This is a genomic window from Rhodococcus sp. IEGM 1318 (assembly GCF_033142465.1).
GTDB lineage: Bacteria > Actinomycetota > Actinomycetes > Mycobacteriales > Mycobacteriaceae > Rhodococcus_F > Rhodococcus_F qingshengii_B.
This window is the reverse complement of record NZ_JAWLSC010000008.1, coordinates 66,368-80,467: the sequence shown is the minus strand read 5'-3', so window position 1 is coordinate 80,467 and position 14,100 is coordinate 66,368. Positions and strand designations below refer to the sequence as shown.

13 protein-coding genes are annotated in these 14,100 nt (G+C 65.9%); 2 read left to right on the top strand and 11 right to left on the bottom strand.

What is annotated here, in order from left to right:
* Positions 1-189: 189 nt before the first annotated feature.
* A complete protein-coding gene (locus tag R4P65_RS19355) occupies positions 190-441 on the top strand; it encodes a hypothetical protein (protein ID WP_317827769.1) in 252 nt (83 codons plus the stop codon).
* On the opposite strand, the gene R4P65_RS19350 is transcribed toward R4P65_RS19355, so the two are convergent.
* The 10 genes from R4P65_RS19350 to R4P65_RS19305 all read right to left on the bottom strand — a co-directional run bounded on the left by R4P65_RS19350 (position 431) and on the right by R4P65_RS19305 (position 12,586).
* Positions 431-1,066 (bottom strand): HNH endonuclease, encoded by a 636-nt coding sequence (locus R4P65_RS19350; protein WP_317827768.1) that lies wholly within the window; start codon positions 1,064-1,066, stop codon positions 431-433. The genes R4P65_RS19355 and R4P65_RS19350 overlap by 11 nt on opposite strands.
* Positions 1,067-1,179: 113 nt before the next feature.
* Entirely contained in the window at positions 1,180-1,782 is a 603-nt protein-coding gene (locus R4P65_RS19345) for a hypothetical protein (protein ID WP_317827767.1), read from the bottom strand.
* Positions 1,783-1,795: 13 nt separating this feature from the next.
* Complete coding sequence (locus R4P65_RS19340) at positions 1,796-3,931, bottom strand: MMPL family transporter (RefSeq protein WP_317827766.1); 2,136 nt, start codon at positions 3,929-3,931, stop codon at positions 1,796-1,798.
* On the bottom strand, positions 3,928-4,623 hold the full coding sequence (locus tag R4P65_RS19335; RefSeq protein WP_317827765.1) for a formyltransferase family protein: 696 nt from the start codon (positions 4,621-4,623) through the stop codon (positions 3,928-3,930). Before R4P65_RS19335 ends, R4P65_RS19340 begins: the two co-directional genes overlap by 4 nt.
* Positions 4,620-7,604: a non-ribosomal peptide synthetase gene (locus tag R4P65_RS19330; protein ID WP_317827764.1), complete on the bottom strand. Its 2,985-nt coding sequence runs from the start codon at positions 7,602-7,604 to the stop codon at positions 4,620-4,622. The genes R4P65_RS19335 and R4P65_RS19330 overlap by 4 nt, the downstream gene beginning before the upstream one ends.
* Before the next feature lie 40 nt (positions 7,605-7,644).
* Positions 7,645-8,685 carry an NAD-dependent epimerase/dehydratase family protein gene (locus R4P65_RS19325; RefSeq protein WP_230813081.1) on the bottom strand — a complete coding sequence of 347 codons (1,041 nt, stop codon included), beginning with the start codon at positions 8,683-8,685 and terminating at the stop codon, positions 7,645-7,647.
* Complete coding sequence (locus R4P65_RS19320) at positions 8,682-8,972, bottom strand: hypothetical protein (protein ID WP_317827763.1); 291 nt, start codon at positions 8,970-8,972, stop codon at positions 8,682-8,684. The genes R4P65_RS19325 and R4P65_RS19320 overlap by 4 nt, the downstream gene beginning before the upstream one ends.
* Entirely contained in the window at positions 8,969-10,630 is a 1,662-nt protein-coding gene (locus R4P65_RS19315) for a fatty acid CoA ligase family protein (RefSeq protein ID WP_317827762.1), read from the bottom strand. Before R4P65_RS19315 ends, R4P65_RS19320 begins: the two co-directional genes overlap by 4 nt.
* Positions 10,627-11,535 carry a hypothetical protein gene (locus tag R4P65_RS19310; RefSeq protein ID WP_317827761.1) on the bottom strand — a complete coding sequence of 303 codons (909 nt, stop codon included), beginning with the start codon at positions 11,533-11,535 and terminating at the stop codon, positions 10,627-10,629. The genes R4P65_RS19315 and R4P65_RS19310 overlap by 4 nt, the downstream gene beginning before the upstream one ends.
* A 1-nt stretch (position 11,536) precedes the next feature.
* On the bottom strand, positions 11,537-12,586 hold the full coding sequence (locus R4P65_RS19305; protein WP_317827760.1) for a 3-oxoacyl-ACP synthase III family protein: 1,050 nt from the start codon (positions 12,584-12,586) through the stop codon (positions 11,537-11,539).
* Positions 12,587-13,247: 661 nt separating this feature from the next.
* Between R4P65_RS19305 and R4P65_RS19300 the strand changes: the two genes are divergently transcribed.
* Entirely contained in the window at positions 13,248-13,694 is a 447-nt protein-coding gene (locus R4P65_RS19300; protein WP_317827759.1) for a hypothetical protein, read from the top strand.
* A 54-nt stretch (positions 13,695-13,748) separates the two neighbouring features.
* Here the strand turns inward: R4P65_RS19300 and R4P65_RS19295 are convergent, their stop codons facing one another.
* The gene (locus R4P65_RS19295) at positions 13,749-14,009 is read right to left on the bottom strand and encodes a PLDc N-terminal domain-containing protein (protein WP_317827758.1); all 261 of its coding nucleotides are present in this window, start codon (positions 14,007-14,009) and stop codon (positions 13,749-13,751) included.
* Positions 14,010-14,100 lie beyond the last annotated feature (91 nt).

The following is a 14,100-nucleotide window of genomic DNA, read 5'->3' as shown; positions in this document are numbered from 1 at the left end:
TGAGTGTCTCAGACTTTGTGTGATCGGTGTTCGAGTTTGGTGTCTATGCGGTGGTGGTCCCGGACGATCGGGTGTTGGCGAGCTGTCGCCTCGGCACCCTAGATCGGCCAGTAAGATGGTCGGGCGTAGCAGGGATGTCCACTGCGTTGGGGTGCGGCGATGTACGTGGAGAGTTGGGGGTGGCATCGGGTGACTGTGACGTTGAGATCCGATAACGATAGTGGACGTTCGACATTCAGTGTTGTGGTCCGGACAACGTGCGAGGATGCCCTCTCTGGCGGCGAGGCGATCAAGTGCGTGTCGTTGTCGCTCGACGACGGCACGGTGCTTGAGGACGTGGAGGTGGAAGCGATCCTCGGCGGTGTTCTATTCATCCGCGCTGGAGGCGTGGACTATCGGGAGGTCGGCGTGGACGCTGTCGTGAGGATGGTCATCGGATAGGCGGCTGCGGATTGGAGTTCAAGACGTCGACCGATGCGCGGTGCCAGCGAGCGATGTACTTGTCGGCCAACAACTCCGGGTTCCTATTCACGTGTTCGATGAACCAGTCGGTCAGTCCGTCCCAATGCTGGTAGTCGCCAGCTGGTGTGATTGTCCATCCAAGTTCGTCGAGGGTCCAGTGTCCTTTGGCGGAGTTGCGGAGCATCGAGGTCGTTGCCCAATTCGTTTCGTCGTCGGCGCCGCCGCGTGCGATTGGCACGAGGTGATCGATGGTGGGTGAGAGTTCCCAGAACGCGAAGTGCGTCGCGGTCATCAGCCAGTTGGGGTGAAATGGGAAGACCTCCGGCATGGTCCGCGAGAGGACTCGCAGTGCCCCTGGGTGTACGAGCCGGGTACCGGAGTATCGGTCGATGAATCCGTCGCGGATGAAGGTCCGTAGCGACTGTCGAGGTGTGTAGTTCCGGGATGTCGTCACAGGCGGTGTGAACGGGTAGTCCTGTCCGATGATGCGTTTGGCGGCGCTGATGTCATTGCCACTCAACGCAGCCGCGACGCGGGCGAGGACATCTGCTCGGGGTTGCTGCGATGGAGCGGGGATCGGGGTGTTGTCGTCGTCGTTGTCCACGGTGGTGAGCGTATCGGGTGGCCGGGTTGGTCGCTGGGGTGGCAGCGGCTGTTTCGTGGTGGTTTCGGAAAGCAGTTCTGCCGGTGCGGTTGTGCCGTTTCGCTGCGGAGCTGTCAGCCGAGCAGGGGTGCCAGTCTGGGGTCGTCCGCCCACCGTGGGCCGAGGATGCCGATCGCGGACCACAGGGACAGTGCCGGTGTGGATGGCCCTGATAGTTGCAGGGGGACAGCGTTTTCGAAGACGAGGTTGACTGTCCAGCCGTGCAGGTCCGGATAGAACTCGCTGACGGCGTTGAAGTAGAAGCTGAGCCAGCCCTGGGAATGTGTGTGGCACAGGAAACGCTGGTTGGTGACGATAACCGAAACGTGTTGGTGTTCACGCCAGGTGACTTGGGCGTTGCGCTGCGCTGCTCGTTTGCGTGCGCTGTTGCCGATCGCTGAGGCGGCGAGAGCGCCGACGACGAATGCGGGGTTGCCGAACGCGAAGGTGGAATTGCGGAAGTAGGTTCCGTCTCCTCCCCAGAGGCGCGCGTACGTCGCTTCGGTTTGGAGAATGGCGAATTCGTTGTGACCGAGCACGATTCCATGCAGTGGCATCGTAGGTGGTGTGTGTCCGGCGCGAGCCTCGCGTGCGGCGAGCTGCGCGTACTGCCACCAGTGTGCGGATTGCTCGGCGGCAGCGGCGCGTGCTGCTTCTATCTGCTTCCCTTTGGCCACGTCGAAATACTATCTACTGCACGGTGGCGGTGGTCGGAAGCGCGGCGGGCGCCGCAGGTGTGCGCAGGAACGCAGGCCCCCACCAATTTGCGTTGCCCATCAACGTGACCAGTGCTGGGACGAGAAGCATCCGCACCAAGGTGGCGTCGAGTGCGAGGGCGATGATCATGCCGATTCCGATGAAGCGCATCGGGGTCAGCTCGGAGAGTGTGAAGGCGCCGGTGACGAGGATCAGCAGGGTTGCCGCTGCGGTGACGACTCGACCGGTGCGTGTCGCTCCGATGAGGATCGTTTCGTCGGTGCTCGCTCCGGCGTGTTTGGCTTCGACCATGCGGGAGATGAGAAACACCTCGTAATCGGTGGAGAGTCCGAAGACGACGGAGATCACCAGGACAACCATTCCCGCGGCGAGTGGGCCTTCGCTGACACCGAGCAGGTGGGAGAGGTGCCCGTCGTAGAAGATGAGGGTGAGGATCCCGAAGGTTGCGCCCAAGCTCAGGAACGCTACGGCAATTGCTTTGAGGGGCAGGACGATCGATCCGAAGGCGAGCAGCATCAGCAGCAGGGTAGCTCCGGCCATGATGGCGATCATGACGGGAAGCCAGTCGATGATGGCGTCGACGCCATCTGCGGTGATCGCACTCAGGCCGCCGATCTGCAGGTCGACACCGTCTGGGGTGGGGAGGCCGCGGATGTCCTCGACTGCCGCCATCGCAGCTTGTGATCGATCGGGGACCGACAGCTGCGCTTGCAGGACGGTGACCGCTTCGTTGGCGCCGACGACGGCGACATTGGTGACGCCGTCGACAGCGGCGACGAAGCCGCGCAGTGCGGTGATCGCGTCGCTGGGTGGGGCGGTGTCGTCCGTGCCGGAGGCGAGGATCAGGACGCCGCTGTTGGCGGCGGGGAATGCGGCGGCGACGGTTTCGGCGCCGATCCGAGCCGAACTGCCCGGCGGAAGGGCGGTGTGGTCGACGTCGCCGAGTTTGATGCCGGTGACCGGTGCCGCGAGGAGCAGTAGTGCCGTGATGATTGCGGCGGCGATGACACCGGGGCGGCGTAGGACAGCTGAGGTGACCGTGCCCCAGAAGCGTTGGGCTCTGGCCTCGCCGTGTTCGAAGGCGTCGGTGCGCCAACTCCACGTGCTGATGCGGTGGCCGAGCAGCGCTAACGCCGCCGGGAGCACGGTCAGGGACATCGCGGCGGCAACCGCGACGGCGGACATGGCGCCGAAGCCCAGGGATTTGAGCATCGACTGTGGGAAGACGAGTGTTCCAGCGAATGCGCACATCAGGAGCAGTGCGGAGAACGCGACGGTGCGTCCGGCGGTGGCCAGGGTGCGGGTGATCGCAGTGGCGGTGTCGGCGCCCTCCCGGGCGAGTTCTTCGCGGAAGCGGCTGACGATGAAGAGGCCGTAGTCGATGGCCAGGCCGAGACCAAGGAGCGATGCGATGTTGACGGCGAAGACGTTGACGTCGACGAACTCGGAGATCAGGCGCAGGGAGGCCAGCGCACCGAGGACGGACAGGGCACCGACGAGGACCGGGAGGGAGGCGGCGACGAGCCCGCCGAAGACGAGGACAAGCACGGCGAGAGTGACAGGCAGGGAGAGTGATTCGGCGAAGACGAGGTCGCGTTCGGATTGGTCGTTGATCGCTGTTGCGAGAGCGGTGAATCCGGTGACGTCGGTGTCGATGCCGGGGAGACGCAGGTGCGGTTCGATCTCGTCGAAGGCGGCGATACGTTCGTTCTCGTCTCCGGCGGCGAACACGACCGCCAACGCCTGGGTGCCGTCGTGCGAGCGGAGGTACGGGGCAGCGGCGGGGGTGTTCCAGTAGGTCAGGACCGGCCGGTCGAGGAGGGCGGGGTCGATCGAGTCGAGACTGCGGCTGATGTCGTCGCCGATGTCGTCGAGGGTTTGCCCGTCCGGAACGGTGTACACGGCAACGGCATCGGGGGTCTGCCTGCCGAAGTGTTCTTGCACGATGCGTTCGACCTGCATGGATTCGCTGCCGGGGTCGGAGTAGCCGCCCGCGCCGAGTTTGTTCATCACCGTCGATCCCCACGCTCCGGCGATGAGGACGAGCGCGATGGTGCCCAGCAGGATCGTCCAGCGGCGTCGAAGGATCACTCTCGCCCACAGGTTCACGAGCGCTCACTTTCGGTCGTGGGAGCAGCTGCGAGGGCGGCGACCAGGTCGGGGTAGAGCGGGGTGAAGACGCCGAGATTCGCGGCGCGAGCGTATTCGGGGTTGGCGCGGCGTCCGGCGAGGTCCGGGAGCCGCGATCGCCCGAAGTAGCCACCGCCGCGGGCGCGGGGTGTGATGGGGGTGAGGGCGTCCGCGAGGACGGCGTCGAGGTTGCGTTCGAAGAGGGTGTGGCAGGCGCGCAGGCCGCTCATCATCACGTCTTGGAAGCCGTCCTGAGGGTCGATCGGGAAGTCCTCGGTGTCGAACACGGCTCCGGTGTCGATGCCGGTGTCGACGGCGTGCAGGGTGGCGCCGTAGGTGGTTTCTCCGGCGAGGATGGCGTGCACGATCGCGATCTCGGGCAGTCCGCGGTAGGTGGGCAGGGGGCCGTTGTGGATGTTGTAGATCCGCAAGTCCGAGCCGACGAGTGGTGCCCGCAAGATGGTGGGATTGTTGATGGAGAACACCACGTCGTCGGTGGTGGCGCCGCGGAGGATGTCGTAGTCGTTGTTGACGTCGTCGGTGCGCAGGATCCGGTGATCGCCGGGGATGTCTACCTGGTCGTCGACACAGACGAGATCGACGGTGTGCCCGGCGCTGTCGGCGAACCGGACGGCGCGCCAGAGCAGCGATCCGCCGCCGATGAAGATCACGAGTTCACTCCTGCGCGTGCGGTGGTCGCGGCGGCGTGGACGCGGCCGAGGGTCAGGTGATGGAGCAGGCCTTCGAGCTGGGCGACGAAGACCGGTTCTGCTGCTGCGCCGACGACGGTGCGGGAGACCTTGGCGAGCATCTCCACCGAGGCGAGGGAATCGCCGCCGAGGGCGAAGAAGTCGGAGTCGGCGCTCAGGGTGTGGACGTCGAGGCGCAGGACGTCGGCCCAGATCGCGGTGATCGCGGTCAGGTCGTCGTCGGCGACAGTGGCCGGTGCTTGTGCGGTTGCCGGTGCGGGGGATGCGCCGGGCAAGCGGGAGGTGTCGAGTTTGCCGTTCGCGGTCAGGGGCAGCTCGTCGACGAAGTGCAGGGTGGACGGGATCATGTAGGCGGGCAACCTCTCCGCGAGGAAGCCGCGGACCGTGGTGCCGTCGGAGTGGTCGGCGATCACGTAGGCGACGAGGACGTTTCCGCCGCCCTCTCGTGCGCGGCCGAGGACGGCAGCTCGGCTGACCCCGGGGCAGTGCTCGAGCACCGATTGCACTTCGCCTGGTTCGACGCGGTTGCCGCGGATCTTGACCTGGTGATCGGCGCGACCTACGAAATCGAGTTCACCGCTCGGGAGGAGCCGGGCGAGATCCCCGGTGCGATAGGTGCGTTCACCGCTCGGCAGGTGCACGAAGCGTTGCGCTGTCAGCTCGGGGCGCGCGAGGTAGCCGCGGGCGAGCTGCGGACCACCGAAGTACAGTTCGCCGACTTCCCTTGCCGGTACGGGCTGTTGGTGTTCGTCGAGCAGGAAGACCGTGGTGTTCGCGGCGGGGTGTCCGATCGGGATCGACGGCGCCGCCGGGTCGGGGAAGCCGATGACGTGTGAGGTGCACACGATGGACAGTTCGGTGGGGCCGTAGCTGTTGAGCAGGTGCGCGTCGGGGCCGAAGAACGTGCGTGCTTTCGCCGCGAGGGCGGGGTGTAGTTGTTCGCCGCCGATGATGACGGTGCGCGGGGTGGGGACGTCGATGCCCAGACGGACGATGACCTCGAGCAAGCTCGGGGTCAGCAGGAAGGTGTTGGCGCCGGAGTCGCGCAGCATGGTCTGCAAGGTGAGGTGGGAGATGTCGTCGGGGATCAGGGTGACGGCGCCGCCGGTGAGCAGGGGACTGAAGAACGCTGCGCAGGCCATGTCCGCGGCGGGGGTGTGATAGTGCGCGAAGCGGGTGTCGGGGCCGAGTTTGTACCAGTCGCTGGCGGATTCGAGGTAGTTGACGATCCCGCCGTGGGGGACGAGTACGCCTTTCGGTCGTCCGGTCGATCCGGAGGTGTAGGTGACGAAGGCGATGTCGTCGGCGGTCACCGGGACGTGGACGGGTTCGTCGGTGTCCTGGTCGATGTCGTCGACGATGACAACGTCGATGCCGGTGCTGACGAGATCGCGTAGGTGTGGCCGTGTCAGCAGCAGCGCCGCGTCGGAGTCGGCGACGGTGTCGGCGAGGCGGTCAGCGGGGTGTTTGGGGTCGAGGGGCAAGAACGCGGCCCCGGCCCGCAGGATCGCCACTTGCGCGACCATCCCTTCGACGGATCGGTCGGCGAGTACGGCGACGATCGATCCGCGGCCGATGCCGCGGCGCAGCAGCTCGGCGGCGACAGCGTCGGCCCACCAGTCGATTTCGGCGTACGTGTACTCGCTGTCGGGGGCGACGACGGCGACGGCGTCGGGACGGGTGCGGACCTGCAGTTGGAACAGGCTGTTCACGTTCTGCCGGTTCGCCGGGCCGTCAACGCCTCGCGCTGGTGGAGCGGGTAGGGCGGCTGCGGGATCGAATTCGGCGACGATCCGATCGAGCAGCGCCTCCAATCGTTCTGCGACACCGCGGCATGCCCGGCAGGAGACGGTGATCTCGGTGCGCGTGCCCGACTCGACGACGACGAACGAGATCGGCACCAACCCGGTGTGCACCGGCAGTGCCCGCACCGCGGTGGCCGCGAACCCGGGCGCAGACAGCGCCGCAAGGTCGATCTTGCCCGCGTGGGAGACGATCGCAGAGACCAGGTTTCGGTTCGCGCGGGCGCCGAAGGCGTGCACGGACGCGAGGATACGGCGGGTGATCGGGGCGGGGATCTTTGCCAGTCCGCCGTTGTCCATCTCGTTGAGTTCACGCTTTTCGACCATGCCGAGGAGCAGGCGTGCGTTGATCTCCGCTGCGCTCTGCCCCGGATCCGCGTCGAGGAACAGCGGCAGCGCCAGGTTCGCGGTCGATCGGATCGCCGGATCGTGGCGGCGCAGATCCACCGGCACCATCAGCCGGACCGGGCGGCCGGTGGTGTCGGCGAGGACCGCGGCGATCCGGGCTACCGCCGACGGGTGGGTGCCGTCGACGCTGCGGTGGCGCCACAGGAACCGCTCGCCGCCGCTAATGGGTGCCCCGGCGCCGAGGGGGGATCGGTACGTCGGCAGCAGCCGGGTGGGGGTTCCGGGTGCGCCGATACGGTCGACGAGGGTGTGATCTGCGGTGGCGTCCGGCGCCCCCAGCGGCTCCTCACCGCGCAGGACCCGGAACACGTCCGCGGCCCAGGCGCCCAGGCCCTTGGCGTCCATCACGCCGTGGAAGGCGCGGAAGATGACGGTCGTCGGGTCCGAGGTGACGAGCACGACCTCGGTGGTGGCGTCCGCGGTGACACCGAGCGGGCGGGTCAGAATAGGGTTCGCATCGAGCGCGGTGAAGTCCACACCGCCGTGTTCGACGATTTCGAGGTGCGGGGTGAGGCCACTGTCTACCCAGCTCTCGCCCCGGCGGACCAGCCGTGCGCCGGGGCAGGCGTGCGAGGCGCGTTCGACGGCGCGGCGAACTGCGTCGACATCGATGTCACCGGCACCTTCGACGACGAGTTGGATGGCGAACGGTTCGGCCAGGGGCTCGGTAGCTAGGTACAACCGTTCGGTCGCCGAAATCGGTCGTGTGAACACGGGGGTGGTCGATGTCATGGGCACCTCGGAATATGTTGGGGGACTAGGCGGCTGAATGTCACTTCAGGGTTCGGGTGATCTCGGCGATGCCGCCTTGCGACTGGACCCAGTCCTGGAATTCGAGCAGTCCACTGTCCCGGTCGACGACGGGGACGTATCCGAAGTCGCGGCGCGCGGCAGTGGTGTCGAACGTCGAGGTGCGGGTCATGAGCGCGAGGACATATGTCGAGAGGGGAGGGGAGTACCTCACGGCGAGGTACGGGATCTTCCAGATCGTGTCCAGGACCGTGACGGCGGCGCGGACCACTGCCATGTTCGCCGCGCGGGTGGGTGCGGCGAACCCGAACGATTCGGCGACCTCCCCCATGAACGGCCAGATGTTGGTGATCTCGGCGTCGGCGATGAAGTAGGCCTTGCCGCCGACGTTGTCGGAGGTGGCCGCTTTGACGCAGGCGTCGACGATGTTGTCGACGTGGCACAGTGAGGCGTACACCTCGCGCCCGCCGGACAGGTTCGGCAGGGTGCCCGCCTGAGCGCGCCCGAGCAGTCGCACGATCGGCCCGGACCGGTCCCCTGGCCCCCAGATTGCGCGCGGTCGGAGCGCGCAGGTGGTGAATCCGGGCTCGTTCGCGGCCAGCACTGCCTGTTCGGCGGCGGCTTTCGTCTCGGAGTACAGGTTCAAGAATCTGCGCGGGTACGGGACGGTTTCGTCGATGTCGATCTGGTCGCCGCCGTCGTATTCCATCAACGCGCTCGGGCTCGAGATGAACACGAATCGGCTGACGCCGTTGCGGCGCGCGGAATCGAGAAGGGTGGTGGTGGCGGTGACGTTCTCTTCGACGAATTGTGCGCGGACGCCGCGTTCGTCGACGCGGGCGGCGCTGTGGATGACGACGTCGATGCCTTCGGTGGCGCGGGCGAGGGACTGCGGATCGGTGAGGTCGCCGTAGACGAGGGTCAGGGCGGTGGTCTCGCCGAGGTCGCGTAGATCGCTGGTCGGTCGGACCAGGATCGAGATGTCGTGCCCGCCGTCGGCGACGAGCCAGCGTACGAGTCGTCCACCGAGGAAACCGGAAGCGCCGGTGACCAGTACCTTCATCGTGTTCTCTTCTCGTCGTCGGAGCGGCGGGGTTGGGTTGTCCACCAGGTCATTCCGAAGATCAGCGTCAATGCTGCGGTCGCTGTTCGGGAGCGGTGGCCGTCGGCGCGGCGCAGCGCGGCCGGGATCTGAGCGGGATGGACGATCAGGGACAAGAACGCGTCGATCCACCAGGCAGTGCGGATCAGGGGATGCCGGAGGCGGTGACCACGGAGCTGGGTGAGGGCGCCGTAGGCCAGGAAGATCCATCCGAGGATCGGGATGGTGCGCAGTGCAATGGTTTTCATGCTGCCACCGTGGTGTCGAGTTCTCCGGCTGCCCACACCGTGAGCTTCTCGCGGCCTATCTTCGCGTTGTGCCGGATGTCGACGGGGAAACCGGGATGGAACAGGAAGTCGGCGACCGGTGCGGTGAGTGGGAACTCGGCGCCGCGTCGGCGCAGTGCCTCGGCGATCGCATCCTGGTTGTGGCCGGGTTTTAGTTCGACGCACAGCACGGGGCGTTGCCGACCGCGGGCACCGACACCGACCAGGGCGGTGCGGGCGATGCCGTCGACGGTGTTGAAGATCTGCTCGACCTGCACCGAGTACATCGGTCCGTCGCTGGTTTCGAGGCGCTGGCTCTTGCGTCCGCAGAACCAGATGCGGCCCTGATCGTCGACCCAGCCGACGTCGCCGGTGCGGTGCCATATCCGGTCACCGTCGGTGATCTTGCCGGTCAGATTCGCAGCTGGGGGCCAGTAGTAGCGGGCGCTGACGTTCGGGCCGGACACCACGATCTCGCCGATACCGCTGCCGATCTGCAGCGAATCGGACCAGCGGGGCAGCGGGTCGTCGGTCACGGTGATGATGCGGACCTCGAGCCCGGGTGCCGGGCGCCCGATGCAGGTGCCCTCGCCGTTGCGGGTGCGGTCGACGAGCCCACCGAGAAGCTCACGCGATTCGATCGAAGACATCGGCAACGCTTCGGTGGATCCGTACCCGGCGTGGACCTGAGCATGCTCGGGCAGTACCTCGCGCAGGCCGGTCACCACGTGATCGGGAACCGGTGCGCCGCCGGAGAACACCGAACGCACCGTCGGCATGAGTGAACGGTGCCGCCGGGCGTGATCGAGCAGTGGACCCAGGACGGCGGGGGAGGCGAACAGTGTGTGGACCTGGAATCGGTTGATCGCGTCGACGACGTGCAGTGGGTCGGTGGCGCCGACTTTGCTCGGAGTCAGCGGCGGCAGAACCAGACTCGATCCCATCAGCAGATCGAGTACTCCGAACATCGGCAGCGTCACCAGCGACGTCTCGAGGCCTTCGCGTGCCGCCAAGGTTCGGGTCTGCTCGACCATCGCCTCGAGGTTGCCGTGGGTCATCTCCACCGCTTTCGCGGGGCCGGTGGATCCGGTGGTGAAGGCGATCATCAACAGTTCGTCGCCCCCGGCGATGCGAGGCGACCCGGTCGAGGTTGACGGGGTGCGTCCCAACATCGCCAGCGTCTGTCCACCCCACAGCCAGCGGCGACCGACCGTGATCGAGGTGTGAACCCCGCGGAAGGTGCGCCGGAACAGCACCCGCACCGCATGCGCCTGCGGGATCCCGATGAAGGCCTGCGGATCGACCGCGGCCAGGCACCGGAGCATCGGGCGCAGCCCCATTCCCGGGTCGATGACGACGGGGACGGCTCCGGCCTTGAACAGTCCGAACAAGATCGCGTACAGCTCCGGACCGGGGGTGACCAGAACGATGGTGCGAGTACCCGCCGTGACGCCCGAGGCGGTGAAGCGCTGGGCCAAGGCGTCGGACCACTGATCGAGTTCGCGGTAGGTGATCTGCTCGTAGTCCGGAAGCGCCCCAGCCGGTGTGCCGGTCGCGTAGGTCACCGCGGAGCGCTGAGGGTGCTGCGCGGCGAGGTCGCGGAACAAGTCGATCGAGCCGCAATAGGTGGGGGCGGTCATTTCGCGTCGGCACCTGCTGAGAGGCGGTACACGGTCGCGGCGGCGCTCGGTCCGGCTCCGGCAGCGACGAACAGGATCGTCGAATACTCACCGAGCAGCTTGCCCTGCACCGCGTGCTGATACGCCACCGTCAGTGCGGCGGTGTGGGTGTCACCGCCGAATGCGGGCAACGCCGCCGCGTCGAGCGCGGTGATACCGAGCTTCGCGGCGAGCAGGGCAGGAAAGCCTGGCGTGGGAGTCGATGCGATCAGCACCGTCGACGACAGGTCCGGATCGCTGGCGTCGATCGCGGCCGACGCTGCCGCCAGGGCGACGTCGAGCAGTCGTTCTTCGGCGTCGGCGTCCCGCTCGACGGTGATGAGGTTGCGGCCGTTCGCGCCCATCGTTTTCGTCTCGACGAACCCGTCGACGACCGACGGGCCGTCCGCGAGTTCGGTGTGAACCGAGCCGAAACCTTCAGCGCCCTCGCTGCGTTCGAGGAGAAGGGCTGCGCCGGAGGTGGCGTAGGGGAAGCCGTCCGGGGCGCCTGCGGCGACGGCGCTGGGGTGCGTGTCCCCGGAGACGACCAGGACACGGCCGGTGCTGCCGGTGGAGAGGATCGCGTCGGCGACCTGCACGGCGTTGAGGACACCGCACGCACCGTTCATCAGGTCGAAGGAGAAGGTACGGGGATCGTGTTCGCCGTACTCGAGACCGATACCGGCGTCCTTCTGAATCAGGGCGGCGATCGCCGGTTCGACGGTGTTGGAATCGCGGTAGACGCCCGTGTTGATCAGCACGCCCACCTCCTGCGGCTCCACGGCGGCGCTGGTGAGCGCCTGCCGGACCGCTCGCGCGGCGTGGGTGACGACGCTGCCGCTGTCGCGGTCGTAGCTCGTGCCGACGGATGTGATGACGACGCCCATGTCAGGCCTCCAAGGAAGAGATCGTGGCGGACAGGAAGCCGGTGACGATGCCCGATGCCGCGGGCACCATGAGAATCTTCGACTCGGCCGCGATGGCGTTCTGCTGCAGCTGATCGTGCAGAACGATGAAGTGCGAGGTGGTGGAGGTGTTTCCGTACTTTTCGACCACGTTCAACGCTTCCGGCATCGGTGTGCCGAACTCTCGCTCTCCGAGAGCGTTCATGAACGTGACCGCCGACGCGCCGAACTGGTGGTGGATGATGTAGTCGAATTCCTCGTCGGCGAAGGTCGTGCCGCTGGCGGCGAGGTGGTTACGCTGACTGTTCGTCCACAACTTGAACCGGTCTTCGTTGTGCATGCGCCGGTTGTCGGTGTAGAGGGCCACGCCCGGGTTCTTGTCGCTCGGCATCCCCAAGCAGGCATCGGCGTACTCCGATGCGGTCATCAGTTCGATGTAGTCGATGCGATCGCGCTCGTCGACGGATTCGTCGACGACCAACGCGCACCCGGAATCGCCGACGGAGAGGGACGCGAACTGCAGGTCGTAGCCGCCGGTGATTTCCTTGACCGCCGTCTCGGAAATGGCCGTGATCGCTTCGCCGCTGACGACCAACCCGTTGCGGACGGCTCCGGACCGAATCATCCTGTCCAACACGTAGGTTCCGGTCATCATGCCCGCGCACGCGTTCGACAGGTCGAAGTGAATGGCCCCGGTGGCGCCGAGTTCCTTGGCGATCATCGCCGCGAAGGACGGCTCGAAATACACCTTCGACTCGTCCTTGCTGCGCGAGATCGAGGTGGAGATGACGACATCGAGTTCGTCTGCGCCATAGCGTGATCGGGACAAGCAGTCTCGTGCAGCCTTGAGGGCGAGCGTGAAGGAATCCTCGAAATTGCCCGGTGTCTTGTCGTGAACTCGGCGCTCCTGAACCCCGGTGATGGTAGCGAGATCGAAGGTGGGTTTCTGTGCGAGTCGGCCGATCAGCTCCTCGGTGGTGAGAACCTCGTCGGGCAGGTACGCGCCGATGGATTCGAATCGTGAATGCGGCAATGCAGCTCCTTGATTAGACGTGAAAGCCGAAAAGGGCACGGAAAAGCCAAGTTTGGTGAACGTCCCCCGACGGCACCGCAGCAAGTCAGGTGTGCGCCGATGTCGCATTCGCCTGGTTGTGGGTGCGGCTCAAACCATCCATCACGGTGCGAGAAAAGTACAGCGGCTCGATTGCCGTGACTCGGAAATCCGCTGCACGAGAGGCGATCCAGAACACACCGCGATGCTGTGACGGACGGTATCTGATACCGGCAGAGACAGAAACGCGCGCTTCGGAGGGTGGAGGCCTGGCTACGGCTCCGTAACCGGACCTACCCAGCGGTAACTTAGCGCGAAGCCCGAAATCGGCACCGGCCGCGGCAGGCTGCGATTACTACTTTAGGTGGAGGCGCGTCTGTGATTGAAAGTTGAAACAAGCACGCACGGAACAGTATTCACCTACCACTTCGTGAGCTTGGTCACGAGATCATACCGTGAGACGCGATAGGCGCAGCCCCGGTCGATCGGCTAATATCGGCTGACTGGGGACCAGGAGTCACGGCTCAGCAAATCGAAACCATCCGGAACGCAGCGCATTTCGCACACGCACAGCATCGACCGCGAGCGCGAGCGCTGTGCCGGAACCCGCCCCATACCCACCGCAACGAAGGGCACAACGACCATGTCACGACTTCAGGCCGCACTGCTTGCACTCGCGCTGCCCGTGCTGTGCGCCTGCGGCACAACCGCACCCGTCTCCGGCGACGACCACACCTCCGATACCGGCATGATCGCGACATCATCAGCTGCGGAACACATCCCAGGAGCGGCGAGAATCCCGGACGTCCCGGACCCCGCGCCCTCACTCGCAGGCACACCACAGCTACGCGACTACCTCGCCGCACTCACCGCAGCCGACATCGCGACCGACCCCGCCGACCTGGACGCCATCGCCGACTACACGCCCAAGATGTGCATGATGAAACGACTGACCAGCGCCTCCGACAAAGAAACGGAAGCACACGCCGTCGACGACCTCTTGGCCCTCGGTATCTCGCTAAACGCACACCAAGCCGATGTGCTTGTCTCCGCCGCGAACGACCACATCTGCCCGAAACCTCCCCGCTAGAGGCCAGTACGACGAGTTATTGACCTCGGTCGCCCGCCGGAAGCGACTCGCGGACTACGAAGATCGCTCGGCCTGAGCGCGACGACGCAACGGCGGCGCCCCGAAGATAAACCACACAACAGCTCCGACAATAGGAAACGCGACGGCCAGGGCTGACCACCAAAACTTCGATGCCATCCGGTCATGTGGTGTGCGAAAGATGGAAACCAGAGCAGCGACCGTCAGAGCAACGAAAGCCACTACCAGCGCCGTCCACGTGAGGTCGTACTCGAGTGGAATGGTAGGTGTCGCAGCAGATCCGGCCAGCAGAATCATCAGTTTGCCCCTAACTGCTCACGGCGAGTCTCTCGAGCATAGCGGTCGATCAATGCGATGCCCGTTCGATGGAACCGTCGCGGAGAACTGT

What these genes read in the sequence shown, in the direction of transcription:
- R4P65_RS19330 (WP_317827764.1), bottom strand. Translation starts at nt 7,604, where the DNA reads ATGACATCGACCACCCCCGTGTTCACACGACCGATTTCGGCGACCGAA.
- R4P65_RS19325 (WP_230813081.1), bottom strand. Translation starts at nt 8,685, where the DNA reads ATGAAGGTACTGGTCACCGGCGCTTCCGGTTTCCTCGGTGGACGACTC.
- R4P65_RS19320 (WP_317827763.1), bottom strand. Translation starts at nt 8,972, where the DNA reads ATGAAAACCATTGCACTGCGCACCATCCCGATCCTCGGATGGATCTTC.
- R4P65_RS19315 (WP_317827762.1), bottom strand. Translation starts at nt 10,630, where the DNA reads ATGACCGCCCCCACCTATTGCGGCTCGATCGACTTGTTCCGCGACCTC.
- R4P65_RS19310 (WP_317827761.1), bottom strand. Translation starts at nt 11,535, where the DNA reads ATGGGCGTCGTCATCACATCCGTCGGCACGAGCTACGACCGCGACAGC.
- R4P65_RS19300 (WP_317827759.1), top strand. Translation starts at nt 13,248, where the DNA reads ATGTCACGACTTCAGGCCGCACTGCTTGCACTCGCGCTGCCCGTGCTG.
- R4P65_RS19295 (WP_317827758.1), bottom strand. Translation starts at nt 14,009, where the DNA reads ATGATTCTGCTGGCCGGATCTGCTGCGACACCTACCATTCCACTCGAG.